This window comes from Allobosea sp. UC22_33, from assembly GCF_042700715.1.
Classification (GTDB): domain Bacteria; phylum Pseudomonadota; class Alphaproteobacteria; order Rhizobiales; family Beijerinckiaceae; genus Allobosea.
In genome coordinates, this window is record NZ_CP170556.1 from 1,970,911 (window position 1) to 1,997,035 (window position 26,125).

Genomic DNA, 26,125 nt, shown 5'->3' on the forward strand with positions numbered 1-26,125 from the left:
GCAGGGCCCTCCGACAGGTTTTTCGATGCGTCTTTCCCGCTATTTCCTGCCCCTTCTGCGCGATACGCCCAAGGAAGCGGAGATCGTCTCGCACCGGCTGATGTTGCGCGCCGGCATGATCCGCCAGCAATCGGCGGGCATCTATTCCTGGCTGCCGCTGGGCCTGCGCGTGCTCAACAAGATCAGCAACGTCGTGCGCGAGGAGCAGAATCGCTCGGGTGCTGTCGAGATCCTGATGCCGACCATCCAGTCGGCCGATCTCTGGCGCGAGAGCGGGCGCTACGACGCCTATGGCAAGGAGATGCTGCGCATCAAGGACCGGCATGATCGCGACATGCTGTACGGGCCGACCAACGAGGAGATGGTCACCGAGATCGTCCGTTCCTACGTCAAGTCCTACAAGGACCTGCCGCTCAATCTCTACCACATCCAGTGGAAGTTCCGCGACGAGGTCCGCCCGCGCTTCGGCGTCATGCGTGGCCGCGAATTCCTGATGAAGGACGCCTATTCCTTCGATCTCGACAAGGACGCGGCGCGCCACGCCTATAACCGCATGTTCACGGCCTATCTGCGCACCTTCGCGCGGCTCGGCCTGAAGGCGATCCCGATGAAGGCCGATACCGGCCCGATCGGCGGCGATCTCAGCCACGAGTTCATCGTGCTCGCCTCGACTGGCGAAAGCGAGGTCTTCTGCCACAGCGACTACCTGAATTTCGAGACGCCGGCGGCCGATACCGATTTCGACAGCGTCGCCGGCCTGCAGGGCGTCTTCGACAAGTGGACGAGCCTCTACGCCGCCACCGAGGAGATGCACGACAAGGCCGCCTTCGAGGCGGTGCCGGAAGACAAGCGCGTCTCGGCGCGCGGCATCGAGGTCGGCCATATCTTCTATTTCGGCACGAAATATTCCGAGCCGATGGGCGCGACCGTCGCCGGTCCGGATGGCCAGCCGGTGCTGCTGCATGGCGGCTCCTACGGCATCGGCCCGAGCCGCCTCGTCGCGGCGCTGATCGAGGCCGGCCATGACGATGCCGGCATCGTCTGGCCGGACGAGATCGCGCCCTTCGACGTCGCGGTCATCAACCTCAAGGCCGGCGACGCTGCGACCGATGGCGCGGCCGAGCAGATCTACCAGCACCTGCTCGCCAAGGGTTACGACGCCGTGCTCGACGATACCGACGACCGGCCGGGCGCCAAGTTCGCCACCGCCGACCTGATCGGCGTGCCCTGGCAGATCATCGTCGGCCCGAAGGGGCTGGCCGAGGGTAAGGTCGAGCTGAAGCGCCGCGCCGGCGGCGAGCGCGAACTCGTCTCGCTGGAGGCCGCGCTCGACCGCTTCAAGGGCAGGGCGGCGTGACGGCGAGCACCGTCATGAAGCTGGACATCGTGGGAGCTGCCGCATGAGCGCCGTCGCCGACAGCGCCGAGGTCCCGACAGGGACGAAGGCCTTCGCCGGTTTCGAATGGCTGCTCGCCGGGCGCTATCTGCGCACGCGCCGCCGCGAGGGCTTCGTCTCGGTCATCGCCGGCTTCTCGTTCCTCGGCATCATGCTCGGCGTCGCGACGCTGATCATCGTGATGTCGGTGATGAACGGCTTCCGGATCGAATTGCTCAGCAAGATCGTCGGCGTGAACGGCCATATCTTCGCGACGCCGATCGACCGCCCGCTCGACGACTATGACACCGTCGCGGCACGGCTCGCCAAGATCCCCGGCATCAGCCACGCCATTCCGCTGGTCGAGGGGCAGGCGCTCGCCTCCTCGCAGACCGGCAATAACGGCGTGCTGGTGCGTGGCATCCGCGAGAACGATATCAAGGCGATCCCCTTCATCGGCGGCAACATCAAGTCCGGCACGCTCGACGGTTTCGACGGCGGCACGCCTGGCGTCGCCATCGGCCGCCGCCTCGCCAATGCGCTGGGCATCCAGGCCGGCGACATGATGACGCTGGTCTCGCCGCAGGGTGCCTCGACGCCCTTCGGCACGGCGCCGCGCATCAAGGCCTATCCGGTCAAGGCGATCTTCGAGATCGGCATGACCGAGTTCGACGGCACCTTCGTCTATATGCCGCTCGGCGAGGCGCAGGCCTATTTCAACCGCGACGGCGACGTGAACGTCATCGAGATCTTCGTCGACAATCCCGACCGGACACAGACCGTCCGCGACGCGATCGAGGCCGATGCGCCGCGCCCGCTCGTGCTCTCCGACTGGCGCCAGCGCAACCGCTCGTTCTTCAATGCGCTGGAAGTCGAGCGGAACGTGATGTTCATCATCCTGACGCTGATCGTGCTGGTCGCGGCTTTGAACATCGTCTCCGGCCTGATCATGCTGGTGAAGGACAAGACGGCCGACATCGCGATCATGCGCACCATGGGCTGCACGCGCGGCACCGTGCTGCGCATCTTCCTGATCACCGGCGCCGCCATCGGCGTGATCGGTACGCTCGCCGGGCTCGCTCTCGGCATCGCCTTCGCCAAGAACATCAAGTCGATCATGGCGGTGCTGAACTGGATCACGGGCGCCAATCTCTGGGACCCGACCGTGCGCTTCCTCAGCGACATCCCCTCCGTCACGGATTGGCGCGAGGTGGTGAGCGTCGTGCTGATGGCGCTGACCCTGTCGCTGCTGGCGACGCTCTATCCGGCCTGGAAGGCGGCGCGCCTCGATCCGGTCGAAGCGCTGAGGATGGGCTGAGCACATGGCACAGGAGATGCCCGCGCTCTTCCTCTCCCAGGTCGAACGCTATTACCCGCAGAGCGACGCGCCGCTCGAAGTGCTGCGCAAGGCCGATTTCGCGCTCTGGCCGGGCGAGGTTGTCGCCCTGGTCGCGCCGAGCGGCACCGGCAAGTCGACGCTGCTGCATGTCGCCGGCCTGCTCGAGAAGCCCGATGCCGGCGAGGTCTTCGTCGGCGGGCTCGCGACGACCAAGCTCGACGACAAGGGCCGCACGCGCCTGCGCCGCACCGAGATCGGCTTCGTCTACCAGTTCCACCATCTTCTGCCCGAGTTCACGGCGCTGGAGAACGTGGTGCTGCCGCAGCGCATCCGTGGCCTTGCGCGCAAGACAGCGGAAGAGCGCGCCTCGGAGCTGCTGACCTTCCTCGGCCTCGGCGAGCGGCTGGACCATCTGCCGGGCGAACTCTCCGGCGGCGAGCAGCAGCGCGTCGCCATCGGCCGCGCCGTCGCCAATGGGCCGCGCCTGCTGCTGGCCGACGAGCCGACCGGCAATCTCGATCCGCAGACCGCGCAGCATGTCTTCGGCACGCTGATGGCGCTGGCCCGTGCTTCGGGGCTGGCGGCGCTGATCGCCACGCATAACCTCGAGCTCGCCCGCCAGATGGACCGGCAGGTCACGATCCGCGACGGGCTCGTCGTCAAGCTGTAGGCGGCAGGGCGCCTGCCGGCTCGTTCTCGATCCGAACCACCTTTGTCATTCCGGGGCTTCGCGTAGCGAAGAGCCCGAAACCTACGACTGGGTGAGACGTATCACGTCCGGTTGCAGACGGCTCATCCAGCCGTGGATTCCGGGTTCTCGCCTGTGGCGCGCCCCGGAATGACAAAGGCGGCTTCTGACCGGAACGCCCCGCGTCATGCTCGCCCTTGCGGCGAGCATCCACGTCTTGAGCACCGCCAAAGTCGACAAGAAGGCGGGGATGGTCGGGATAAGTCCGACCATGACGAGGGTGCAAGTTCGAGAGTGGCGACAATCAACGCCAAGACCTGCATCGGAGCGGCGGTAACGCCTCATTAACCTCCTCGCCCGGAACGCCAGCCGCGCTTCCGCATCGGCATTGACGAGAACAAATAGTGAACTAAACTGAACTTATCGCGAACACAGGAGGTTCTTATGACTGCAGCGCGTAAATTCGCCGCCGGCCTTGCCGAGATCGCCTCGCTCGGCGTCTTCCTCGGCATGATCTGGCTCTGGGCTGCCATCCTCTCCGGCCCGCATGTCTGAGGACGGCAGGAGCCATCCACAGACCCGGCCGCAAGGCCTCGACGCCGGCCCCGCCCAGGACGCATAAGAGGCGCTTGAGGACAGGGTCGACGAGTCGCCCGGTTGCGGCGGCAGGAGTGGGACATGAGCAGGGAAGCTGGCGAGGCGCGCGTTCTCCAGGAGATCGGCTTCGTCCACCTGCATGTTCATTCGAGCTATTCGCTGCTCGAAGGCGCGATGACGATCGCGACGCTGGCCAAGATGGCCGCCGCCGACGGCCAGCCGGCCTTGGCGTTGACCGATACCGACAATCTCTTCGGCGGCCTCGAATTCTCCGAGAAGCTGGCCGGCTCCGGCCTGCAGCCGATCGTCGGCGTGCAGCTCTCGGTCGATTTCGCCGACGAGGGCGAAGGCGGCCGCAAGCCGGCTCAGCTCCAGCGCCTGCCGCATATCGTCCTGCTCGCCATGGACGAGGGCGGCTACGGCAACCTGATGAAGCTCGTCAGCGAGGCGGCATTGGCGACCGGCGGCTCCGGCCAGCCGATCACCACGATCGAGCGCCTGGCCGCTTATCATACCGGCCTGATCGCGCTGACCGGCGGGCAAGGCGGGCCGGTCGATGTCGCCCTGCGTCTCGGCCAGCTCCCGCAGGCAGCCTCGCGGCTGGCGACGCTCGCCGGCATCTATGGCGACCGGCTCTATGTCGAGATCCAGCGCCATGGCGGCGATGGCGAGGCGGCCCGCGAGGCCCATCTCCTGCGCCTCGCCTATGATTCCGATCTGCCGATCGTCGCGACCAACGAGCCCTTCTTCGCCAAGCCCGCCGATTTCGACGCGCATGACGCGCTGCTGGCGGTGGCGGAGGGGCGCCTCGTCTCGGACGGCACGCGCCGCCGCGTCACGCCAGAGCATTATTTCGCCTCGCGCGCCGAGATGAAGAAGCGCTTCGCCGATCTCCCGGAAGCGCTGGCGAATACGGTCGAGATCGCGATGCGCTGCCACTGGCGCGTCACCACCCGCAAGCCGATCCTGCCGCGCTTCGGCGAGGAGGGGCGCGACGAGGCGGAGGAGCTTCAGGAGCAGGCGCGAGCCGGCCTTGCCGCCCGGCTCGCCAAGCATGGCCCGGCCGAGGGCTATACCGTCGAGACCTACGAGAAGCGGCTCGAATTCGAGCTCTCGATCATCACCCGGATGCAGTTTCCCGGCTACTTCCTGATCGTCGCGGACTTCATCAAATGGGCGAAGAACCACGACATTCCGGTCGGCCCGGGCCGCGGCTCCGGCGCGGGCTCGCTCGTCGCCTATGCGCTGACCATCACCGACGTCGATCCGCTGCGCTTCGGCCTGCTCTTCGAGCGCTTCCTCAATCCCGACCGCGTCTCGATGCCCGACTTCGACATCGACTTCTGCCAGAACCGGCGTGAAGAGGTGATCGAATACGTCAAGCACCATTACGGGCAGGAGCGCGTCGCCCAGATCATCACCTTCGGCACGCTGCTCGCCCGCGGCGTGCTGCGCGACGTCGGCCGCGTGCTCGAAATGCCCTATGGCCAGGTCGACAAGCTGACCAAGCTTGTGCCCCAGAACCCGGCCAAGCCGATCTCGCTGAAGGATGCGATCGAGGGCGAGCCGAAGCTGCAGCAGGCCGCCGAGGAGGAGCCGATCGTCGCGCGGCTGCTCGAAATCGGCCAGAAGCTGGAAGGACTTCACCGCCACGCTTCGACTCATGCCGCAGGCGTGGTGATCGGCGATCGGCCGCTCGAACAGCTCGTCGCGCTCTCGGTGGATTTCGCGCACCGGCATGCGCGTCACCCAGTTCAACATGAAATGGGTCGAGCAGGCCGGGCTGGTGAAGTTCGACTTCCTCGGCCTGAAGACGCTGACCACGCTGACCACGGCGGTGAGGCTGATCAAGCAACGCGACATCGACATCGATCTGGCCGATCTGCCCTTCGACGACCCGACCACCTACGCCATGCTGGCCCGCGGCGAGACGGTCGGCGTGTTCCAGGTGGAATCGGTCGGCATGCGCAAGGCGCTGGTCGAGATGAAGGCCGACCGGATCGAGGACCTGATCGCGCTGGTGGCGCTCTACCGGCCGGGCCCGATGGACAACATCCCGACCTATTGCCGCCGCAAGCTCGGACTGGAAGACCCGACCTATCTCCATCCCGGCATGGAGCCCTATCTGCGCGAGACCCACGGCATCATCGTCTACCAGGAACAGGTGATGCAGGTGGCGCAGGCCCTCTCGGGCTATTCGCTCGGCGAAGCGGACCTGCTGCGCCGCGCCATGGGCAAGAAGATCAAGGCGGAGATGGACGCCCAGCGCGACCGCTTCGTGAAGGGCGCCGTGGATGGCGGCATCAAGAAGGACATCGCCTCCGAGATCTTCGACCTGCTCGCCAAGTTCGCCGATTACGGCTTCAACAAGAGCCACGCCGCGGCTTACGCCATCGTCGCCTTCCAGACCGCCTATCTGAAGGCGAATTACCCGGTCGAGTTCCTGGCGGCGTCGATGACGCTCGACATGGGCAATACCGACAAGCTCTCGGAGTTCCGCCGCGATGCGGAGCGGCTCGGCATCAAGGTCGAGCGGCCGGCGATCAACCAGTCCGGCGTCGAGTTCGACGTGGCCGACGGCAAGATCTTCTACGCGCTCGGTGCGATCAAGGGCGTCGGCACGGCCGCCGTGGAATCGCTGGTGGCGGCGCGGCAGGCGAATGGCCCGTTCCGCGATCTCGCCGATCTCGCCCGCCGCATCGACACCAGGCTGGTCAACCGCCGTACGCTGGAGGCGCTCATCGCGGCTGGCGCGCTCGACGAGCTGGAGGCAGATCGTGCACGCGCCGTCGCGGCGCTCGACGGCATGCTCGCCCTCTCCAACCGCACCCGCGACGAGGCGGCGGCCGGCCAGTTCGATCTGCTCGGCGGCGGCGTGGTGCAGGAGGCTTTCCGTATCCCGCAGGTCGAGCCCTGGGCGCCGGCCGAGAAGCTCAAGCGCGAACACGAGGCGGTCGGCTTTTTCCTCTCCGGCCATCCGCTCGACGATTACGAGCATGTGCTCAAGCGCCTGCGCGTGCAGCGCTATGCCGATTTCGCCCAGACCGTCCGCGCCAACGGCACCGGCGTCGGCAAGGTCGCCGTCTCCGTCATCGACAAGTCGGAGCGGCGCACCAAATCCGGCTCCAAGATGGGCATCGTCAACCTCTCGGATCCGAGCGGCCAGTTCGAGGCCGTGCTGTTCTCGGAAGGGCTGATGAAGCTCCGCGACCTGCTCGAGCCGGGCAGGGCGCTGGTGCTGCGTCTGTCGGCGGTTCTCGACGGCGAAGAGGTGCGTCCGCGCATCGAGGATGCCGAGGAGCTCGACGGCCTCGCCGCGCGCCAGAAGCAGGATCTCGTCGTCTATCTGCGCGACGACAAGGCGGTGGCATCCGTCGCCGAGCGCATCCGCCCGCGGGAGGCGACGCGCGCCGAGGGCAAGGTCTCGATCATCATGATCATCGACGACGGCGCCCAGGAGGTCGAGATCGAGTTGCCCGGCAAGTTCCCGGTCAACCAGCAGATCGCCAATGCCGTGCGCGCCGCGCCCGGCGTGGTCGATGTCAGACTGCAATAGGAGCTGAGCCGATGGCCGACGACCGGACAGTCCTGATCGTCGTCGACGTCCAGAACGATTTCTGTCCCGGCGGCAGTCTCGCCGTGCCGGATGGCGACGCGGTCGTGCCCGTCGTCAACGCGCTCGGGCGCCGTTTCCGCCATGTCGTGCTGACGCAGGACTGGCATCCGGCCGGCCACACGTCCTTCGCCTCCAGCCATCCCGGCCGCAAGCCGTTCGAGACGGTCGAGCTGGCCGATGGCCCGCAGGTGCTCTGGCCTGACCATTGCGTGCAGGGCACCGCCGGGGCGGCTTTCCATGCCGGGCTCGACCTGCCCCATGCCGAGGCGGTGATCCGGAAAGGATTCCGTCAGGGCATCGACAGCTATTCCGGCCTCATCGAGGCCGATCGCCGGACGCCGACGGGGCTCGCAGGCTATCTGCGCGAGCGCGGCATCGCGAAGGTCGTCATCGCCGGCCTCGCCACCGATTTCTGCGTGAGCTGGACGGCGCAGGATGCCGCGCGCGCCGGTTTCGAGACCATCGTGGTCGAGGATGCCTGTCGGGCGATCGATCTCGACGGCTCGCTCGCCCGCGCCTGGGCTGAGATGGCGTCGGCCGGGATCGAGCGCGTCAACGCTGCAAGCCTCGCGATCTGAGCTTCGACCCGGCTTCAGGCGGCAGGCTTGAGCTGCGCCTGGACGCGGTCGCGTCCCAGTCGCTTGGCGCGGTAGAGCGCCTCATCCGCCTCGACCAGAAGGTCGTCGAGTTCGCGTCTGCCCAGTTCGACTTCCGCTACGCCGATGCTGAGAGTCGGCTGCAGCCTGATCTCGGCGAGATCGGCGAGCTTGTCGCGGAAGGCATGGCGGATGCGCTCTGCCACCCGGACGGCTTCCCGGACGGCGACATCGGGCAAGATGATCGCGAACTCGTCGCCGCCCTGGCGGGCCAGGATGTCGGTGCTGCGCAGTTGCTCCCGCACAGAGTCTGCGAACAGGCGCAGGATCCGGTCGCCGGCCGCGTGGCCGAGGGTGTCATTCAGTTTCTTGAAGTGGTCGATATCGACGAGCAGGAGCGCGGCGCGCCTGTCGCCATGCGACTGCTGCCCCAGCCATTGTTCGAGGCCGGAGCGGTTCATGGCTCCGGTCAGCGGATCGCGCCGGGCCAAGGTCGCCAGCATCCGGTTGCTGCGCTCGGCCGCGAGCAGCAGCAGCGCCTGGCCTCTCAGGATGACGAACGCGACGCCGGTCGCAGCGAGCCAGCCGCTCGCTCCCGAATCCACCGGGAACAGCGTCGTGCCGACCTTGTCGAGCGCCGCCAGCGTGATGCGGCCGGCATAGATCAACACCGTCGGCGCGAACAATGCAGCCAGCAGCCAGGCCGAACGCAGCTGCTCCTGCCGGCCGAGCCGGACGGCTTCGCGGACGATGGCCGCGTCGCAGAGCGCCATGACCGTCGCCACGACCATGACGCGCGTCGAATAGCCTTCCATTCCCGGAGACAGCGCGAGCAGGGTCCAGATGCCCAGGAGCACCACGCCGAAGCCGAACCAGTTAAGCTCGCGTCCCGCGAAATGACGGATGCCGAAGAGCAGCAGCAGGCAGCCCGCGAGCATGATGGTGTTGGCGAATTCGATCGAGACGACATCGGGAATCGCGCCGCGGAAGCCCGCGCCGAGCAGGCCGGCCCCGATGCACAGGCTGCTGACGCCCCACCAGACCGGGCTGCGGGTGAAGCGGCCGGTCGCGAAGGTCATCAACTGCATCGCGCCGATGATGAAGCAGGTCAGGGCGCCGGTGACGAAGATCGTTCTCAGGTCGAGGGTCACGCCGCTATCGGCCTTCCGCGATCGCTTCGGCGAGGGGCCCGCCTGAGGCTGTGTCAGCCCGCATCGAACGCGAAGCCTGCCCAGGCTGCTGGGCATACGCCTGCGTTCCGGGTTGTCCGGCCCGGCTGCACGCGCTAGGCAGGTGGCGGTGGGGGGATGCGCATCTTGGCATGCGTGAGAACATGATAGCTTGAGGATATTCCCCATGAACTTTTATAAGTCGTTGATGGCCGTCTCCGCGGTCGCATTTTTGGGCTCGGTCGCCCCATCTTTCGCCCAGACGCAGGCAGACCAGCTCAAGGTCGCCTATCAGGCCGCCCGCAATCAGCTCGGCATCCTCGGCTACTGCGCCGACAAGGGGTACACCGACGCTGCCGCTGCCGACGTCCAGAAGAAGCTGGTCGCGATGATTCCGGCCCCGGCCGATGTCAGCGGCGGCGATGCCGCTGAAGCCGCCGGTCGCAAGGGTACGATCTCGGCCATGGGCATGGAGCAGGACATCGCGGTCATCGCCAAGGCGCAGAACGGCACGCCTGCGACCTTCTGCAAGCAGATCGGCGACCTCGTGAAGCAGATGGGCGCCAAGCTGCCGCAGTGAGGCGAGGCGGCTCCGGCGACTGTCCGGGCCGCATCTGCTGCGTTCAAAAATGATGCTCCGTCATCCCGGACGCAGCGAAGCGGAGCGCCGGGATCCATCGCAGAGCGATGCGCCTTTCGATGGATCCCGGGTCAAGCCCGGGATGACGGCGCGCTTCCATCCAGGGGCCGCGGAATTACCGCGAGGTCGGCAATTTCCCGTCCGTGTCGGCTTGCAATGCGGCGCCATCCCCTGTAAGGCGCAGCCTATCCCACATGGAGCGCATCGCCTCGGTGTCCCGAGGCGTTCCGGTGACGTGGCAGCTCATGCCTTGTTCATTCGCGCTCCAGAGGCTCAACCGGAAGGACTAGAACACCATGGCTCTGCCAGATTTCTCCATGCGCCAGCTCCTTGAGGCCGGTGCCCATTTCGGCCACCAGTCGCACCGCTGGAACCCCAAGATGTCCCCGTACATCTTCGGCGTCCGCAACAACATCCACATCCTCGACCTGTCGCAGTCGGTGCCGATGCTGCACCGCGCCCTGCAGGCCGTGTCTGACACCGTCGCCCGCGGCGGCCGCGTCCTCTTCGTCGGCACCAAGCGCCAGGCGCAGGATGCCATCGCCGATGCCGCCAAGCGCTCGGCCCAGTACTACGTCAACTCCCGCTGGCTCGGCGGCATGCTGACCAACTGGAAGACCATTTCGGCTTCGATCCAGCGCCTGCGCAAGGTCGACGAGCTGCTCAACGGTGGCGGCTCGGGCCTCACCAAGAAGGAGCGCCTGATGCTGTCGCGTGAGCGCGACAAGCTCGAGAAGGCTCTGGGCGGCATCAAGGACATGGGCGGCACGCCGGACATGATCTTCGTGATCGACACCAACAAGGAAGCGCTCGCGATCAAGGAGGCCCAGCGCCTCGGCATCCCGGTCGCCGCGATCGTCGACTCGAACTCGGATCCGGACGGCATCACCTTCCCGGTCCCGGCCAATGACGACGCCGGCCGCGCCATCCAGTTCTATTGCGACCTGATTGCCCGTTCGGCGATCGACGGCATCGGCCGCGCCTCGGGCGACCAGGGCATCGATGTCGGCGCCGCCGAGGCGCCGGTCGTCGAGGAGGCTCTCGAGGCCGCCAGCGGCGCCTTCGAGACGCTGACCACCCCGCGTGGCGCTCCGGACGACCTGACCAAGCTCTCGGGCATGGGTCCCGATGCGGTCCAGAAGCTGAATGACGGCGGCATCTACCACTTCTGGCAGATCGCGGCGATGACCCCGGCCGACGTGACCAAGATCGACCACGACCTGAAGCTCGGCGGCAAGATCGACCGTGAGGGCTGGGTCGCCCAGGCTCGCGAACTCGCCGACGCGTAATTCGGTTGGCGATTGCGGCGCGTCATCGGCGCGTCGCAATCCCGTCTCTCGATTGACGCCGGCTTTTAGACGTTAAGAGGACGCGCCGACGGCCGGAAACGGAGCGTCGGCGTTTCCCCATGCAGGCGTCCGCATCATTCCGATCCGTGGCCGGCCTTAAGGGCCTGCGCCGCACGACAGCAAGGACAAGACAGATGGCAGCGATCACCGCCGCGATGGTGAAGGAACTCCGCGACAAGACCGGCGCGGGCATGATGGACTGCAAGACCGCCCTTTCGGCGAACGACGGCAACATGGAGGCCGCCGTCGACTGGCTGCGCGCCAAGGGCCTGTCGAAGGCCGCCAAGAAGGCTGGCCGCGTCGCCGCCGAGGGCCTTGTCGCCGTCGCCGTGCAAGGCAATGAGGGCGTCGTCGTCGAGGTCAACTCCGAGACCGATTTCGTCGCGCGCAACCCCGAGTTCCAGGCGCTCGCCAAGACCATCGCCGATGTCGCGCTGGAGCGTGGCGGCGACGTCGAGGCCCTGCTCGGCCATCATTATCCGGGCGGCGGTTCCGTCCAGGACGCGATCGCCAATGCCATCGCCACCATCGGCGAGAACATGACGCTGCGCCGCGTCGCCGCGCTCAAGGTCTCCTCGGGCCTGATCGGTTCCTATGTCCATGGCGCGATCGCCGACGGCCTCGGCAAGATCGGCGTCATCGTCGCGCTGGAATCGACCGGCAAGTCGGATGAGCTCGCCGCGCTCGGCCGCCAGCTCGCCATGCATGTCGCCGCGACCAACCCGGTCGCGCTCGACCTCGCTTCGGTCGCCCCGGACGTCCTGGAGCGCGAGAAGGCGATCCTGGCCGAGAAGAACGCCGGCAAGCCCGAGCATGTCCTGGCCAAGATCACCGAGAGCGGCCTGAAGAGCTACGCCAAGGAATACTGCCTGCTCGAGCAGGCCTATATCCATGACGGCTCGAAGTCGGTCGCGCAGGTTCTCAAGGAGATCGAGGGCAAGGTCGGCGCTCCCGTCGCGCTCACCGGCTTCGCCCGCTTCGCGCTCGGCGAGGGCATCGAGAAGGAAGAGCAGGACTTCGCGGCCGAGGTCGCTGCCGCCGGCGGCACCACGGGCTGACACGCTCTCCTGCGAACAGGAAAAAGGCCGCGCATCGCGCGGCCTTTTTTGTAGGAAGATAGGGCTGCGTCGAATCGCGGCCGGCCCCCAACACGACGGAGAGACATCGATGAGACCCCAACGCGTTCTCGTGAAGCTCTCCGGTGAAGCCCTTGCCGGTCCGGTCGGAAACGGCCTCGACGGCATCACCCTGACGGCACTCGCAGCCGATATCGCCCATGCCTCGCACGAGGGTGTCGAGATCGGCATCGTGGTTGGCGGCGGCAACTTCTTCCGCGGCGTCCAGGGCCTCAACAAGGGGCTCGACCGCACCACCGCCGATTCGATCGGCATGCTCGGCACGGTGATGAACGCGCTGGCGCTGGAGCATGCGATCGAGGCGGCCGGTGCCCCGGCGCGCGCCATGTCGGCGGTGCCGATGCCCTCGCTCTGCGAGAGCTATGCCCGCAAGCGCGCGCTCGACCATCTCAGCAACGGCAAGGTCGTCATCCTCGGCGGCGGCACCGGCAACCCGTATTTCACCACGGATACCGGCGCGGCCCTGCGCGCGGCCGAGCTCGGCTGCAGCCATCTCCTCAAGGCGACGCAGGTCGACGGCGTCTACAGCGCCGATCCGAAGAAGGACCCGACCGCGACCCGCTACGATACGCTGACCCATGAGGACGCGATCAAGCGCGACCTCAAGGTGATGGACACCGCGGCCTTCGCGCTCGCCCGCGACGCCAGCCTGACCATCGTCGTCTTCTCGATCGCCGAGCCGGGCATGCTGGCAGCGGTGCTGCGCGGCGAGGGCAGGGCGACCTACGTCACGCCCTGAGGGGCATGTATCGGGGTACAGGGATTTCTGACGGAGCAGGACAGGGCGTCATTCTCGGGCTTGACCCGAGAATCTCCTGAAAGCGAGATGCTGGAGCCTCCTTCGGCCTGAGATGCTCGGGTCAAGCCCGAGCATGACGGCGAAAGCCCGACCGGCGACAATTCAATAAGTCTGCCACAGGCCGGGCGTCGCCAGTTCGAGGAGATGCCCGTCCGGATCGCGGAAATACAGGCTCGTGCTGCCGCGTTCCCATTGCATGCGCCCTTCCACGGCAATGCCGAGTTCCTCCAGCTTGGCCTCCCAGGCCGGGAGCTCGTCGGGATCGATCGCGAAGGCGATGTGGAGCGGCCCGCTGCCGTCATGCGGGGGAATGGTGCCGCCGGCTGCGCTCTGCGTCTGCAGCGAGGCGCCGCGCTGGAACAGCAGCAGCACGGTCGATCCGCCGACATCGTAGGCGAAGAGGGTCTTCGTCTTGAGCAGCGGCGCGAGGCCGAGCTTGTCCTCGTAGAAGATGCGGGCGCGGTCGAGATCGTCGACATAGAGCGCGGTCTCGACGATGCGGTTGAGGCGGGGCACGTCTTTTCTCCATAGTTCCCTGCGGACCGCGCAGACCTGCGGCCGCGCCGAGCCCTTGGGGGACATGGGTATCCCCGGGCCGCAAACCAGCGTTCGGGATCGCAGCCCGGCCATGTTCGGCCCGCATTGACGCTTTTCCCTTGCCCAATTCGGGGGAACATGCTGTTCGAACATGTAATTCTTGACCCTGCGCGGCCCCGCCGCCATGGTCTCGCCGATTTTGAATTACCTGCAAGGTCCCGATTGAAATGGCCCAGACGACGTTCGACCTCGCCGACATCAAGCGCCGCATGGCCGGTGCGGTGCAGTCCTTCAAGGGCGACCTCGCCTCGCTGCGCTCCGGCCGCGCCTCCGCCAACATGCTCGACCCCATCATGGTCGAGGCCTATGGCGCCCGCACCCCGCTGAGCCAGCTCGCCACGGTCTCCGTGCCGGAGCCGCGCCTGCTCAGCGTCCAGGTCTGGGACCGCTCGATGGTCAACGCCGTCGACAAGGCGGTGCGTGAATCCGATCTCGGCCTCAATCCGCAGACGGAAGGCCAGGTCCTGCGCATCCGCATCCCCGAGCTGAACGAGCAGCGCCGCAAGGAGATGGTCAAGGTCGCGCATAAATACGCCGAGGAGGCCAAGATCTCGGTGCGCCATGTCCGCCGCGATGGCATCGACGTCGTCAAGAAGCTGGAGAAGGATGGCGACATGACCAAGGACGACGCCACCCGCAATTCCGACCTCGTCCAGAAGGCGACCGACCAGCACATCGCCGAGATCGACCAGGCGCTCGCGACGAAGGAAAAGGAAATCCTGCACGTCTGATAGCCTGGACGTTTGATCTCCCGCGCGGGGGACCTCCCGCGCTTCTTCGGCCGCAGCCGAGCGAGGCTCATCCGCATGTCATCCGGTCAGCGCGACGCAGGCGTGTCCAACCCGGCCCATGTCGCCATCATCATGGACGGCAACGGACGCTGGGCGCAGATGCGCGGGCTGCCGCGGCAGGAGGGCCATCGCCGCGGGCTGGAGGCGCTGCGGCGTACCGTGCGCAATGCCAGCGATCTCGGCATCCAGGTCCTGACGCTTTACAGCTTCTCGACCGAGAACTGGCGCCGGCCCTATGCCGAAGTCTCCTTCCTGATGGGGCTGCTCAAGCATTTCGTCGAGAAGGACCTGGCCGAGCTCTCGGCCGCCAATGTCCGGGTCCGCATCATCGGCAGCCGGGACGATCTCGCGGCCGATCTGCGCCGCCTCGTCGAGCATGCCGAAACCAGCACCAGCAGCAATACCGGCCTCGTGCTGGTGATCGCCTTCAATTACGGCTCCCGCGACGAGATCATGCGTGCGACGCGCCGGCTCGCCGCCGATGCCGTCGCAGGACGGATCGACCCGGCCGCGATCGACGAGTCCGCGATCGCCGGCCGTCTCGACACCCACGACCTTCCCGATCCCGAGCTGGTGATCCGGACCTCGGGCGAGACCCGGATCTCGAACTTCCTGCTCTGGCAGGCGGCCTATGCCGAGTTCATCTTCGCCCCGGTGATGTGGCCCGATTTCGACCGGGCCGCCTTCGAGGAGGCCCTGGCCCAGTATCGCCAGCGCGAGCGGCGTTTCGGCGGCCTCGCCGCCTCCTCCGGCCGCAGCGTGGGCGTCGCGTGAATGCGCCAGCCCCCTCTGCGCCGCGATCCGGCTCCGAGCTGAAGCTCAGGGTCATCTCGGCGCTGGTTCTCGGTGCGCTGATCCTGCTGGTCACGCTCTGGGGCGGCTGGCCCTTCCGGCTGGTCTGGATCCTCGTCGCCGGGCTCGTCGCCTATGAATGGCTCGCGATCATCGGCCGCGGCAATGCGATTCCCGCCGGCATCGCGGTGGTCGCCGCCGGCCTGGCGCTATCCTTTTCCCCCGCGAGCCCCGCAGCGCTTGCGGGCACCGCCGCGGCCATGGCGCTGCTCGGCGCGCTCGCGACGCCGTTCGTGCGCTCGCGCCTGGCGCTCGAGCTCTGTGGTGTCGCCTATGCGCTTGCCTTCGCGCTGGTCACCCCGGCGCTGCGCGATCTCCCGGCGATCGGCCTTGCCCTGATCCTGTGGAGTTTCGCCGTCGTCTGGCTGACCGACATCGCCGCCTATTTCACCGGCCGCAAGCTTGGCGGACCCAAGCTGATGCCGGCGGTCAGCCCGAAGAAGACCTGGTCGGGCGCGATCGGCGGCGCCGTCGCTGGAATGGTCGGCGGCTATCTCGTCTGGCGGCTGGTGCCGGCGCTGCAGGGCATGACGGCAGCCGGGCCGGTCGTCGCCGCCTCACTCGCCGGTTCGATCGTCAGCCAGGCGGGCGACCTGTTCGAATCCGCGCTCAAGCGCCGCTTCGATGCCGAGGATTCGAGCAAGCTCATCCCCGGCCATGGCGGCTTCCTCGACCGGCTCGATGGCTACTGGGCGGTGCTGGTGCTCGCCGGCTTCGCGCTCTTCGCCCTGCATCTCAACGTCTGATCCGATGCCCCTGCGCAGCGTCACGCTTCTGGGAGCGACCGGCTCCGTTGGACGTTCGGTCCGCGACGTCGTCGCCGAGAACCCGGATCGGCTGTCGATAGCGACCGTCGTCGGCGGCCGTGACGCCGAAGCATTGGCCCGGACCGCCATCGAAGTGGGGGCGTCCTTCGCCGCCCTGGCCGATGCTGCCGGCGGAGAGGCGCTGAAGCAGGCACTCTCCGGCACAGGCATCGTCAGCGGGGCAGGGCGTTCCGCCGTGCTGGAGGCGGTCGACCGTCCTGCCGATATCGTGGTCAGCGCGATTTCCGGCGCGGCCGGACTGGAGGCGACCTTCGCGGCGCTCCTGCCTGGACGGACGATCGCACTCGCCAACAAGGAAAGCCTGGTCTGCGCCGGCGAAGCCGTGATGGCGCGGGCGGTCGCGGTCGGCGCCCGCTTGCTGCCGCTCGATTCCGAGCACAACGCGCTGTTCCAGGTGCTTGGCGCCGAGCCCCTCGCATCGGTCCGCAGCATGACGTTGACGGCTTCCGGCGGGCCGTTCCGCACCTGGAGTGCCGAGCGCATTGCGGCGGCGACCCCGGATCAGGCGCTGAAGCACCCGAACTATGCGATGGGCGCCAAGATCACGATCGACTCCGCCAGCATGATGAACAAGGGGCTCGAACTGATCGAGGCCCGCTTCCTGTTCGATCTGCAGCCGGACCAGCTCGATGTGCTCTTCCATCCCCAGCAGATCGTCCACGGCCTCGTCACCTTCCGCGACGGCTCGGTCAGCGCCGGCATGGCGGTGCCGGACATGCGGGTCGCGGCCGCGCATTGCCTCGGCATCGATGGTCGCCTCGACGCGCCGCCGCCGCGTTTTCTCGATCTGGCGCTGGCGGCGCCGCTCAGCTTCGAGCGGCCTGACTTCGTCCGGTTCCCGGCGCTCGGCCTCGCCATGGCCGCGTTGCGTGAGGGCGGAGCGATGCCCGCCGTACTCAACGCGGCCAACGAGGTCGCCGTCGCCGCCTTCCTGGAGGGCAAGCTCCGCTTTCCCGACATTGCGGCATTGGTGGAAACGGTCTGCGCGGCTTCTTCGGCGGGATCGGAGGCTCCGTGCGATGTCGCGGCCGCGCTCGCCATTGACCAAGAATCGAGACGGCGAGCTGCCTCGCTCTTGTCGCAAGCAAGGTTCACTGTCACCTAAGGCTGACAGGCACCCTTGGGGGAATAGGTTCATGGAATTCGCAGCGTCGCTCTGGAATGCCGGGCAATTCGTGCTCGGCTATCTGCTGCCGTTCCTGTTCGTCCTCACCATCGTCGTCTTCGTCCATGAGCTCGGGCATTTCCTCGTCGGCCGCTGGTGCGGAGTCGACGTCAAGACCTTCTCGATCGGCTTCGGCCGCGAGCTTTTCGGCTTCAACGACCGGCATGGCACGCGCTGGCGCTTCGCGGTGATCCCACTTGGCGGCTACGTCAAGTTCTCGGGCGATGCCGACGCCTCCAGCGCGCCCGACGACGACGCGGTCGGCCGCATGTCCGCGCAGGAGCGCGCGCGCTCGTTCCCGGCGCAATCCCTCGGCGAGCGGGCTGCGATCGTCGCCGCCGGGCCGATCGCGAATTTTCTGCTGGCGATCCTGATCTTCGCCGGCTCGGCCTTCTTCTTCGGCAAGCAGGTGTTGATCCCGCGAGTGGACGCCGTCATCGCCGGCAGTGCTGCGGAGAAGGCGGGGCTGAAGGCGGGCGACATCGTGATCGCCATCGACGGTCAGAAGGTCGCCAGCTTCTCGGACATGCAGCGCATCGTCTCGATCCGGCCCGAGGAACGCCTGGAGGTTTCGGTCGAGCGCGACGGCGGCCTGGTTACGCTGCCCGTGACGCCCGCGCTCACCGAGATGAAGACCCAGCTCGGCACGCAGCGCATCGGCGTGATCGGCGTCAAGGCCTCGCCGCGACCGGAGGATTGGAAGGTCCAGCGATTCGGATTGCTGGATTCCGCGAAGACCGGTTTCGTCGAGACCTGGTTCGTCGTGACCCGGACCTATGACTACGTCGCCAAGCTGGTGACGGGGCGCGAATCCACCGATCAGTTGTCCGGCCCGATTCGGATCGCGCAGGTCTCCGGCATCGTCGCCTCGAATGGCGGCCTGCTCGGGCTGATCAACCTCGCGGCCATCCTGTCGGTCTCGATCGGCCTGATGAATCTGGTGCCGGTTCCCATGCTCGATGGCGGGCACCTGCTGTTCTATCTCTACGAGGCCCTGCGCGGCCGGCCGCTGAGCCCGCGAGCCCAGGAGATCGGTTTCCGGCTGGGTCTGGCGCTCGTGCTGATGCTGATGCTTTTCGTGACCTGGAACGACATCGTCCACGTCCGCGGAATGCTCTGAAAAAGCACGCTCGGCCTGTGCTTTGCGGCGAAAAAGCGGCGCCTCGCGTGGCCCGTCCGCAACGGGATTTCTAAAAACGCTTTATTAACGATGATCGCGGTTTGCACCCTGCCGGAAACTTTGTAGAAGCGTTTGAACCGCAATGTCCCCGTGCTGCCATCGGTTGATGGTGGTCCCCGTTTGGGGTGGTGACCAGAGATATGGAATAGGCGACCCGATGACGTCGACCCAACAGAGCCGGACGATCAAGACGCGGCTCTCTCGATCGATCGGACTTTCGGCTTTGATGCTGGCCGTGAGTGGTGGTGTGGCTTTCGCGCAGGCTGTGGTCGTCCACGGCAATCGACGCGTCGATGCGGAGACGATCCGCTCCTACGCCGTCGGTCGCGAAAATCCCCAGGAAATCCGCGAGAGCCTGCTGGCAACCGGTCTGTTCAGCAATGTGCAGGTCAGCCGTCGTGGCGCGCAGGTCGTCGTGTCGGTCCAGGAGCAGGGCGGTACGGTCAATCGCGTCGCCTTCGAGGGTAATCGCAAGCTGAAGGGCGAGCAGCTCTCGCAGATCGTGCAGTCGCGCGCCGGCGGCCCGGTCAGCCAGGCGCTGATGGACTCCGATGTCGAGCGTCTGCGTGAGGCTTATCGCCGGGCTGGTTACGGACTGTCCTCGGTCAGCGCCCGCATCGCGCCGTTGCCGAATGGTCGCCAGGACGTCGTCTACACCATCAACGAGAGCGGCAAGACCGGCATCAAGTCGATCAACTTCGCCGGTAACCAGGCCTATTCGGCCGGGCGCCTGCGCGGCCTGATGACCTCGACGGAATCCAACTTCCTGAGCTGGGTCAAGACCTCCGACGTCTATGATCCCGATCGGATCAATTCGGATCTTGATCTGATCCGCCGCTTCTACCTGAAGAACGGCTATGCCGATTTCCAGATCGTCAACAGCGGTGCCCGCTTCGACGAGGCGGCAGGCGGCTGGGTCGTCGACATTCAGGTCGAAGAGGGTCAGCGCTATCAGGTCGGCAATGTCACCGTCGATTCCTCGCTGCGCGATGTCGACGCCGCTGCCCTGCAGCGCTACGTCGCGACCTCGGCGGGCGATACCTACAATGCCGAGGCGGTCGAGAAGTCCCTGGTTGCGCTCACCACGGAAGTGGCGCGCCGCGGCCATGCCTTCGCTCAGGTCCGCCCGCGCGGCGATCGTGATCCCTCGGGTCGCTTGATCGGCATCACCTATGTCGTGGACGAAGGTCCGCGGGTCTATGTCGAGCGCATCAACGTGCGCGGCAACACCCGTACCCGCGACTATGTCGTCCGCCGCGAGCTCGATCTCGGCGAGGGCGACGCCTACAACAAGGTGATGGTCGACCGCGCCGAGCGTCGCCTGAACAATCTCGGCTTCTTCACCAAGGTCCGCATCACCAACGAGCCGGGCTCGGCTCCAGATCGCGTGGTCGTCAATATCGACGTCGAAGACAAGGCGACCGGCTCCTTCTCGGTTGCCGGCGGTTACTCGACTTCGGACGGCGTGATCGGCGAAATCTCGCTGTCGGAATCGAACTTCCTCGGCCGCGGCCAGTTCGTCCGCATCGCCGGTACGCTCGGCCAGCGGACGCAGGGTATCGATTTCTCGTTCACGGAGCCCTATTTCCTGGGCTATCGCGTCGCGGCGGGTATCGACCTGTTCTCGAAGTTCAACGACAACTACAACACCGGGCGCTTCGAAAGCCGCGTGACCGGCGGGCAGGTGCGTTTCACCTTCCCGATCACGGAAGAATTCTCGGTCACGCCGCGTTACTCGCTCTACCAGACCCAGATCGACATTCCGAACGAGATCAGCCGTCCCTATAACGACTGTACCTATCCGATTGCTGGCATCACGCCCGGTACTGCAGGGGCAATCGCCTCTGATTCCACGTACAACTGCGTGACCAACGGCGAGGCGACGGTGGCGGTCAAGGAGGCCCAGGGCAACACCCTGACCTCGCTCGTCGGCCTGAACTTCAACTACAACTCGCTCGACAGCGTCCAGAATCCGCGCAACGGCTTCACGGCCGAGCTGAAGCCCGAATTCGCCGGCCTCGGCGGCGATTCGAAGTTCCTGCGCATCTCGGCCGATGCTCGCTACTACCGCGAAATCTTCGACGACGTGGTCGGCTTCCTGCGCGTCCAGGGCGGTCACGTCCAGGCGACCAGCGGCAACCTGCGCATGATCGATCACTACTTCCTCGGACCGTCGCTGGTGCGTGGTTTCGCACCGTCCGGCATCGGCCCGCGCGACGTGCTGAACGATCCGACGGCGAACGCGGTCGGCGGTACGACGTATTTCGGCGGTACGGTCGAGGTGCAGTTCCCGCTCTTCGGCTTGCCGCGTGACCTCGGCCTGCGCGGCGCGGTGTTTGCCGACGCGGGTACGCTGTTCAACTATGACGGCGGCTCGAAGTCGGTGGCCTATGCCTGCCCGGCGGGCTCAAGCGCGCGCCAGTACAATGTCGTCACCGGTGGCGCCCAGTCGAATATCGGCTGTATCCGCGACAAGAACACCCTGCGTTCGTCGGTTGGCGTGAGCTTGCTGTGGCAGTCGCCGCTCGGCCCGATCCGGTTCGACTATGCCTACGCCCTGACCAAGGACGAGGGCCAGATGGGGATCAACCCGCAGACCGGTCTTGTGGGCAAGTATGGCGGCGATCGTCTGCAGGCCTTCCGCTTCTCCGGCGGCACCCGCTTCTGACGCAACGGGGCTAAGCATCGACCGGGACGTGGCTTCCACGTCCCGGAAGAAGCCGATGCGATAACAACGGCGTGGATCGCCGGCCTCGTGTCCGATGGGCGTGTGGCGATCCCGCTCTGGACCTGATCATGGCAGAGCCAGTTTTCTTTCCGTTCGCGACCTCGCTGGACTTCGGCGAGGTCGCAAGCATTTCGGGCGCTACCTTGCCGGACGGCGTGGAGCCGGCCCGTAAGCTCGACGGCATCGCCGCGCTTGAGAACGCCGGCCCGGCCGATCTCGCTTATATGGACAATCCGAAATACACGGAGGCCCTGGCGGCGACCAAGGCGGGCCTGTGCCTCGTCTCGCCGCGTTTCGCCGACCGTGTGCCGGCGGGAACCGTGGCCCTCGTGTCACCGGCGCCTTACCACGCCTTCGCGAAGGTGATGGCGCGCTGCTTCCCGAACGCGCTGAGACCTGAATCGATCTTCGCCTCGCAGGGCGTCGCGCCTGGCGCCATCGTTCATGCCACCGCTGTCCTGGAAGCCGGTGTCACCGTCGATCCGGGCGCCGTGATCGGCCCGGGGGCCGAAATCGGTGCCGGCACCATCGTGGCCTCGCATGCAGTCATCGGCCCGCAGGTCCGGATCGGGCGCAATTGCGCGATCGGGGCGGGCAGCACGATCCAGGCGTCCCTGATCGGCAACCGCGTCATCATCCACCCGGGTGCGCGGATCGGGCAGGACGGCTTCGGCTTCGCGATGAGCCCCAAGGGGCACATGAAGGTGCCGCAGGTCGGCCGGGTCATCATCCAGGACGATGTCGAGATCGGCGCCAACACCACGATCGATCGCGGCGCGAGCCGCGACACGGTGATCGGCGAGGGCACCAAGATCGATAACCTCGTCCAGATCGGCCATAACTGCGTCATCGGGCGTCATTGCGTGATCTGCGCCCAGACGGGCCTCGCCGGCTCCTCGACGCTTGAGGACTTTGTCGTGCTTGGCGGCCAGGTCGGGCTCGCCGGTCACCTCGTTATCGGCGCCGGTGCGCAAATCGCGGCACAGAGCGGTGTCGCCGGCGATGTTCCGCGCGGTGCGCGCTATGGCGGCTATCCAGCCCAGCCCGCGCTCGGCTGGGCGCGAGAAGCCGCGCTGCTCAAAACGCTGGTGGCCAATCGCGGCAAGAAGCCGGGCCCAGCCCAGGATTAGGCCGGCGTTTCCGCTGCCGAACCGGCATTTTCTGGGTCGAATGCTGAGAATTTTGTTGCCCAACCCGCTCCCTTTCCGGCAAAGCGGCGGCAGGCTTTGAAATCGTGGCCGGTTGCAGGAGCGTTGCCTGCTCCCGGTCGCTGACGTGAATGCAAGACGCTGCCCGTCGAAGGCACGCGGGAGAAGACAGACCATGAGCGAGGCGACGACGGCACTGGGTGTGATCGACATCCAGAAGATCATGGCCAGCATTCCTCACCGTTATCCGTTTCTTCTGGTCGATCGGGTGGTCGAGATCGATGGCGATACGTCCGGCGTGGGCATCAAGAACGTCACGGTCAACGAGCCGCAGTTCACCGGCCATTTCCCGGAGCGTCCGGTGTTCCCGGGCGTTCTGATGATCGAGGCGATGGCGCAGACGGCCGGGGTACTGGTCGTGAACGCGCGTGGCCCGGACGAGAAGGCGGTCCAGACCGTTCTCTTCACCACGATCGACAAGGCGAAGTTCCGCAAGCCGGTGACGCCCGGCGACCAGATCCGGTTCCACCTCACCAAGCTCGCCCGCAAGCGCAATATCTTCTTCTATCGCGGAGAGGCGCGCGTCGACGGGGTTCTCGTGGCCGAAGCCGAAATTTCGGCGATGGTCGTTTGAGCGTTGCATCGGTTCAGGATCAGGGCAGCGTCTCGATGAGCGTCACCATCCATCCCATGTCGCTGGTCGATCCCAAGGCGCAACTCGGCGCCGGCGTGACGATAGGCCCGTTCTGCACAGTCGGTCCCGATGTCGTGCTCGGCGAGGGCGTCGAGCTCGTCAGCCATGTCGTGGTAGCCGGCCGCACCACGATCGGCCCGCGCACGCGAATCTACCCCTTCGCCTCGATCGGCCATCCGCCGCAGGACGTGAAGTATCGGGGCGAGCCCTCGACGCTGACGATCGGAGCGGATTGCCAGATCCGCGAGGGCGTCACCATGAATCCGGGCACGGAAGGCGGCGGCATGATCACCAGTGTCGGTGATCGCTGCTTTTTCCTGGCCAATTCGCATGTCGGCCACGACAGCCGCCTCGGCAACAACATCATCTTCTCGAACAATGTGATGTGCGCCGGTCATGTCACCATCGGGAACTACGTCATCGTCGGTGGCGGTGCCGGCTTGCAGCAGTTCATCCGTATCGGCGACCATGCCTTCATCGGCGGCGGAGCCGGCGTGCTGAGCGATGTCATTCCCTTCGGTACCATTCGTGACAACCCCGCCCATCTTGTCGGGTTGAATCTCATCGGCCTGAAGCGGCGCGGCTTCACGCGCGAGCAGATTCACGAGCTGCGCCGTGCCTATCGGTCGCTTTTCGCGGCCGAGGGAACCTTGACCGAGCGTGTCGAGGATGTCGCGGCCGAGTTCAGCGAGGACCCTCTGGTCCATGAGATCCTGAATTTCATCAGGGAAGGCGGCGACAAGGCGCTCTGCACGCCGCGGGACGCCACCGTCGCGGAGCGGTGAACGCCGGCCACCCGACCGACGCAGCCGCCACGCGCGGGCCGCTCGTGATGATCGCGGGCGGTGGCGACTTCCCGCCGCAGCTTGCCGGCATCCTTGCGGCCCATGGCGAGCGCCCTTACATCGCGGCGCTCGACGGTGCAGCCGATCCCGCGGCCTTCGGTGACGCCGCGGATCTCAGAACCTATCGCCTGGGCCAGCTCGGCAGCCTGCTCGAAGAGCTGCGTCGGCGTGGCATCGCCGATATCGTCATGCTCGGGGCCTTGCCGCGGCCGAGCTTCAGCTCGCTGCGCCCTGAAGTCTCGACGCTGAAATACATGCCTCATTTCGCCAAGGCCTTTCTGGGCGGAGACGACCACCTGCTGCGCGGCGTCGTCCGCTTCTTTGAGCTGCAGGGGTTTCGCGTCCATGGGCCCGCGGAGATCGCTCCCGAGATGACCGCGCCGCGCGGGGCGCTGGGCCGCAGGCAGGCTTCGCCGGAGCAGCGCACCGAACTCGAACGCGGCTTTGCCTTGCTGGCGGCGCTGTCGCCCTTCGATGTCGGGCAGGCGGCGATCCTCGCCGATCATCGCGTCGTCGCGATCGAAGCGGCCGAGGGCACGGATGCGATGATCCGGCGGGTCGCCGATCTGGTCGCACGCGGGCGGCTCAAGATCGGCAAGGGCGACGGCTTCCTCGTCAAGGTTCCGAAGACCGGGCAGGACCTGCGCGTCGACATGCCGGCGATCGGGCCGGACACGCTGCGGAACATGGCTGAAGCCGGGCTCTCCGGCATCGGCGTCCGCGCCGGCGCGGTGCTGGTCGGCGATCGTGCGGCGCTTGGGCGCAAGGCCGATCAGCTCGGCCTCTTCGTCGAGGGGTTTCCCGGATGAGGCCGTTCCGCCTGGCGCTCATCGCCGGCGAGGCCTCGGGCGATGCCCTGGCCCTGCGCTTCCTCGCCGCGCTGCGCGAGCGGCTGGGCGATCGCCCGATCGAGCTTTGCGGCGTCGGCGATCACGGCCTGCCGGAGGCCGGGCTCAGATCGTTGTTTCCTCAGGCCGATATCGCGGTGATGGGCTTCGGCCCGGTGATCGCGCGCCTGCCGCTGCTTTTGCGGCGGATGGAGGATGCGGCGCGCGGCATCGCGGCGTTCCAGCCCGATCTGCTGCTGACGATCGACAGCCCAGATTTCTGCCTGCGCGTCGCCAAGAAGGTGAGGGCGCGCGCGCCTTCCATTCCGATCGTGCATTGGGTCTGCCCCAGCGTCTGGGCCTGGCGTTCCGGCCGCGCAAGGCGGATGGTGCCGCATATCGACCGCATCCTCGCCCTGCTGCCGTTCGAGCCCGCTGCGCTCGCTCGTTTGCAGGGTCCGCAGACCATCTATGTCGGTCACCCGCTGATGGAGCGGCTCGCCGAAATGCGCCCCGATGCCGCGGAGCAGCGTCGACGCGACGACGCGGCGCAGCCGCTTGTGCTCGTCCTTCCCGGCAGCCGGCGCTCCGAGATCCACCATCTGATGCCGGTCTTCGGCAAGGCGGTGGCAAAGGTTGCGGCAGCGGTGCCGGGCGCGCGCTTCGTCCTGCCCGCAGTGCAGCGGCTCCAACCGATGATCGCCGAAGCAACGGCACTTTGGTCCGTCAAACCGGAGATCGTCACGGGCGAGGCGGCCAAGCTCGCAGCCTTCCGCGAGGCTCGCGCCGCGCTGGCTGCGTCCGGGACTGTCACGCTGGAGCTCGCCCTGTCACAGATTCCGACCGTCGCGGCCTATCGCGGTGCCGGCTGGGAGGCCCTCCTGGCCCGGCGCCTCGTCAAGCTGCCGAGCGTGATCCTGCCCAACCTGATCCTTGGCAGGAGCGTCGTCCCCGAGTTCATTCAGGAAGAGGCGACCGCCGATGCGTTGAGCAGCCACTTGCTCGCCGCCATGGCCGAGGGTGAAAAGCGCCGGGAGCAGCTCGACGGTTTCGCCGAGGTCGAGACGATCATGCGCTCGGCCGGGCCGAGCCCGGCCGCCAATGCGGTCACGGCGGCTCTCGAACTGGTCGCCTCGCGGAGCGGCCGCGAGGCGACGCCGGCCTGAG

The 26,125-nt window shown here is 66.8% G+C and carries 21 protein-coding genes and 1 pseudogene; 20 read left to right on the plus strand and 2 right to left on the minus strand.

Annotated features, from left to right (window positions below; translation table 11 throughout):
* The first annotated feature begins 25 nt into the window (after positions 1 to 25).
* The 5 genes and pseudogenes from proS (at position 26) to pncA (ending at position 8,193) form a co-directional block, all read left to right on the plus strand.
* Positions 26 to 1,357 (plus strand): proline--tRNA ligase, encoded by a 1,332-nt coding sequence (proS, locus tag ACFJGT_RS09375; protein WP_377848195.1) that lies wholly within the window; start codon positions 26 to 28, stop codon positions 1,355 to 1,357.
* A gap of 43 nt (positions 1,358 to 1,400) precedes the next feature.
* The gene (locus tag ACFJGT_RS09380; protein ID WP_377848198.1) at positions 1,401 to 2,693 is read left to right on the plus strand and encodes a lipoprotein-releasing ABC transporter permease subunit; all 1,293 of its coding nucleotides are present in this window, start codon (positions 1,401 to 1,403) and stop codon (positions 2,691 to 2,693) included.
* A 4-nt stretch (positions 2,694 to 2,697) separates the two neighbouring features.
* On the plus strand, positions 2,698 to 3,384 hold the full coding sequence (locus ACFJGT_RS09385; RefSeq protein ID WP_377848200.1) for an ABC transporter ATP-binding protein: 687 nt from the start codon (positions 2,698 to 2,700) through the stop codon (positions 3,382 to 3,384).
* A 696-nt stretch (positions 3,385 to 4,080) separates the two neighbouring features.
* Positions 4,081 to 7,555: pseudogene (gene dnaE / locus ACFJGT_RS09390) on the plus strand (DNA polymerase III subunit alpha).
* 11 nt (positions 7,556 to 7,566) lie between these two features.
* Complete coding sequence (pncA, locus tag ACFJGT_RS09395) at positions 7,567 to 8,193, plus strand: bifunctional nicotinamidase/pyrazinamidase (RefSeq protein ID WP_377848202.1); 627 nt, start codon at positions 7,567 to 7,569, stop codon at positions 8,191 to 8,193.
* Positions 8,194 to 8,207: 14 nt separating this feature from the next.
* Here pncA and ACFJGT_RS09400 read toward each other — a convergent pair whose 3' ends face one another.
* Positions 8,208 to 9,362, minus strand: a complete 1,155-nt coding sequence (locus ACFJGT_RS09400) for a diguanylate cyclase (protein WP_377848204.1) — start codon at positions 9,360 to 9,362, stop codon at positions 8,208 to 8,210.
* A 205-nt stretch (positions 9,363 to 9,567) separates the two neighbouring features.
* Here ACFJGT_RS09400 and ACFJGT_RS09405 point away from each other — a divergent pair, with 205 nt between their 5' ends.
* The 4 genes from ACFJGT_RS09405 (at position 9,568) to pyrH (ending at position 13,244) form a co-directional block, all read left to right on the plus strand.
* Complete coding sequence (locus ACFJGT_RS09405) at positions 9,568 to 9,960, plus strand: pore-forming ESAT-6 family protein (RefSeq protein ID WP_377848206.1); 393 nt, start codon at positions 9,568 to 9,570, stop codon at positions 9,958 to 9,960.
* 356 nt (positions 9,961 to 10,316) lie between these two features.
* On the plus strand, positions 10,317 to 11,309 hold the full coding sequence (locus tag ACFJGT_RS09410) for a 30S ribosomal protein S2 (RefSeq protein ID WP_377848208.1): 993 nt from the start codon (positions 10,317 to 10,319) through the stop codon (positions 11,307 to 11,309).
* A gap of 194 nt (positions 11,310 to 11,503) precedes the next feature.
* A complete protein-coding gene (tsf, locus tag ACFJGT_RS09415) occupies positions 11,504 to 12,427 on the plus strand; it encodes a translation elongation factor Ts (RefSeq protein ID WP_377848211.1) in 924 nt (307 codons plus the stop codon).
* 109 nt (positions 12,428 to 12,536) lie between these two features.
* On the plus strand, positions 12,537 to 13,244 hold the full coding sequence (gene pyrH, locus ACFJGT_RS09420; protein WP_377848214.1) for a UMP kinase: 708 nt from the start codon (positions 12,537 to 12,539) through the stop codon (positions 13,242 to 13,244).
* 162 nt (positions 13,245 to 13,406) lie between these two features.
* Here the strand turns inward: pyrH and ACFJGT_RS09425 are convergent, their stop codons facing one another.
* Positions 13,407 to 13,820: a VOC family protein gene (locus ACFJGT_RS09425; RefSeq protein WP_377848218.1), complete on the minus strand. Its 414-nt coding sequence runs from the start codon at positions 13,818 to 13,820 to the stop codon at positions 13,407 to 13,409.
* A 248-nt stretch (positions 13,821 to 14,068) separates the two neighbouring features.
* On the opposite strand from ACFJGT_RS09425, the gene frr reads away from it, so the two are divergent.
* From frr to lpxB, 11 genes are all read left to right on the plus strand, one after another.
* Positions 14,069 to 14,632 carry a ribosome recycling factor gene (gene frr / locus ACFJGT_RS09430; RefSeq protein WP_377848220.1) on the plus strand — a complete coding sequence of 188 codons (564 nt, stop codon included), beginning with the start codon at positions 14,069 to 14,071 and terminating at the stop codon, positions 14,630 to 14,632.
* A gap of 75 nt (positions 14,633 to 14,707) precedes the next feature.
* Positions 14,708 to 15,466, plus strand: a complete 759-nt coding sequence (locus ACFJGT_RS09435) for an isoprenyl transferase (RefSeq protein WP_377848223.1) — start codon at positions 14,708 to 14,710, stop codon at positions 15,464 to 15,466.
* A complete protein-coding gene (locus ACFJGT_RS09440; protein WP_377848226.1) occupies positions 15,463 to 16,290 on the plus strand; it encodes a phosphatidate cytidylyltransferase in 828 nt (275 codons plus the stop codon). The genes ACFJGT_RS09435 and ACFJGT_RS09440 overlap by 4 nt, the downstream gene beginning before the upstream one ends.
* Positions 16,291 to 16,294: 4 nt before the next feature.
* Positions 16,295 to 17,476, plus strand: a complete 1,182-nt coding sequence (dxr, locus tag ACFJGT_RS09445; RefSeq protein WP_377848230.1) for a 1-deoxy-D-xylulose-5-phosphate reductoisomerase — start codon at positions 16,295 to 16,297, stop codon at positions 17,474 to 17,476.
* Positions 17,477 to 17,507: 31 nt separating this feature from the next.
* On the plus strand, positions 17,508 to 18,656 hold the full coding sequence (gene rseP, locus ACFJGT_RS09450; RefSeq protein ID WP_377848233.1) for an RIP metalloprotease RseP: 1,149 nt from the start codon (positions 17,508 to 17,510) through the stop codon (positions 18,654 to 18,656).
* A 217-nt stretch (positions 18,657 to 18,873) separates the two neighbouring features.
* Entirely contained in the window at positions 18,874 to 21,384 is a 2,511-nt protein-coding gene (gene bamA, locus ACFJGT_RS09455; protein ID WP_377848235.1) for an outer membrane protein assembly factor BamA, read from the plus strand.
* 128 nt (positions 21,385 to 21,512) lie between these two features.
* Positions 21,513 to 22,574 (plus strand): UDP-3-O-(3-hydroxymyristoyl)glucosamine N-acyltransferase, encoded by a 1,062-nt coding sequence (gene lpxD, locus ACFJGT_RS09460; protein ID WP_377848237.1) that lies wholly within the window; start codon positions 21,513 to 21,515, stop codon positions 22,572 to 22,574.
* Between the two features lie 193 nt (positions 22,575 to 22,767).
* Complete coding sequence (gene fabZ / locus ACFJGT_RS09465) at positions 22,768 to 23,226, plus strand: 3-hydroxyacyl-ACP dehydratase FabZ (RefSeq protein ID WP_336814670.1); 459 nt, start codon at positions 22,768 to 22,770, stop codon at positions 23,224 to 23,226.
* Positions 23,227 to 23,261: 35 nt separating this feature from the next.
* Positions 23,262 to 24,071 (plus strand): acyl-ACP--UDP-N-acetylglucosamine O-acyltransferase, encoded by an 810-nt coding sequence (gene lpxA / locus ACFJGT_RS09470; RefSeq protein ID WP_377848241.1) that lies wholly within the window; start codon positions 23,262 to 23,264, stop codon positions 24,069 to 24,071.
* Positions 24,068 to 24,940, plus strand: coding sequence for an LpxI family protein (locus ACFJGT_RS09475; RefSeq protein ID WP_377848243.1), 873 nt, complete (start codon positions 24,068 to 24,070; stop codon positions 24,938 to 24,940). The genes lpxA and ACFJGT_RS09475 overlap by 4 nt, the downstream gene beginning before the upstream one ends.
* Positions 24,937 to 26,124 (plus strand): lipid-A-disaccharide synthase, encoded by a 1,188-nt coding sequence (lpxB, locus tag ACFJGT_RS09480; RefSeq protein ID WP_377848245.1) that lies wholly within the window; start codon positions 24,937 to 24,939, stop codon positions 26,122 to 26,124. The genes ACFJGT_RS09475 and lpxB overlap by 4 nt, the downstream gene beginning before the upstream one ends.
* The last annotated feature ends 1 nt before the right edge of the window (position 26,125 follow it).

Bases quoted from the DNA above. Each gene is read 5' to 3' on its own strand.
- proS (WP_377848195.1), top strand. From the start codon at position 26: ATGCGTCTTTCCCGCTATTTCCTGCCCCTTCTGCGCGATACGCCCAAG.
- ACFJGT_RS09380 (WP_377848198.1), top strand. From the start codon at position 1,401: ATGAGCGCCGTCGCCGACAGCGCCGAGGTCCCGACAGGGACGAAGGCC.
- ACFJGT_RS09385 (WP_377848200.1), top strand. From the start codon at position 2,698: ATGGCACAGGAGATGCCCGCGCTCTTCCTCTCCCAGGTCGAACGCTAT.
- pncA (WP_377848202.1), top strand. From the start codon at position 7,567: ATGGCCGACGACCGGACAGTCCTGATCGTCGTCGACGTCCAGAACGAT.
- ACFJGT_RS09405 (WP_377848206.1), top strand. From the start codon at position 9,568: ATGAACTTTTATAAGTCGTTGATGGCCGTCTCCGCGGTCGCATTTTTG.
- ACFJGT_RS09410 (WP_377848208.1), top strand. From the start codon at position 10,317: ATGGCTCTGCCAGATTTCTCCATGCGCCAGCTCCTTGAGGCCGGTGCC.
- tsf (WP_377848211.1), top strand. From the start codon at position 11,504: ATGGCAGCGATCACCGCCGCGATGGTGAAGGAACTCCGCGACAAGACC.
- pyrH (WP_377848214.1), top strand. From the start codon at position 12,537: ATGAGACCCCAACGCGTTCTCGTGAAGCTCTCCGGTGAAGCCCTTGCC.
- frr (WP_377848220.1), top strand. From the start codon at position 14,069: ATGGCCCAGACGACGTTCGACCTCGCCGACATCAAGCGCCGCATGGCC.
- ACFJGT_RS09435 (WP_377848223.1), top strand. From the start codon at position 14,708: ATGTCATCCGGTCAGCGCGACGCAGGCGTGTCCAACCCGGCCCATGTC.
- dxr (WP_377848230.1), top strand. From the start codon at position 16,295: ATGCCCCTGCGCAGCGTCACGCTTCTGGGAGCGACCGGCTCCGTTGGA.
- rseP (WP_377848233.1), top strand. From the start codon at position 17,508: ATGGAATTCGCAGCGTCGCTCTGGAATGCCGGGCAATTCGTGCTCGGC.
- bamA (WP_377848235.1), top strand. From the start codon at position 18,874: ATGACGTCGACCCAACAGAGCCGGACGATCAAGACGCGGCTCTCTCGA.
- lpxD (WP_377848237.1), top strand. From the start codon at position 21,513: ATGGCAGAGCCAGTTTTCTTTCCGTTCGCGACCTCGCTGGACTTCGGC.
- fabZ (WP_336814670.1), top strand. From the start codon at position 22,768: ATGAGCGAGGCGACGACGGCACTGGGTGTGATCGACATCCAGAAGATC.
- lpxA (WP_377848241.1), top strand. From the start codon at position 23,262: ATGAGCGTCACCATCCATCCCATGTCGCTGGTCGATCCCAAGGCGCAA.
- lpxB (WP_377848245.1), top strand. From the start codon at position 24,937: ATGAGGCCGTTCCGCCTGGCGCTCATCGCCGGCGAGGCCTCGGGCGAT.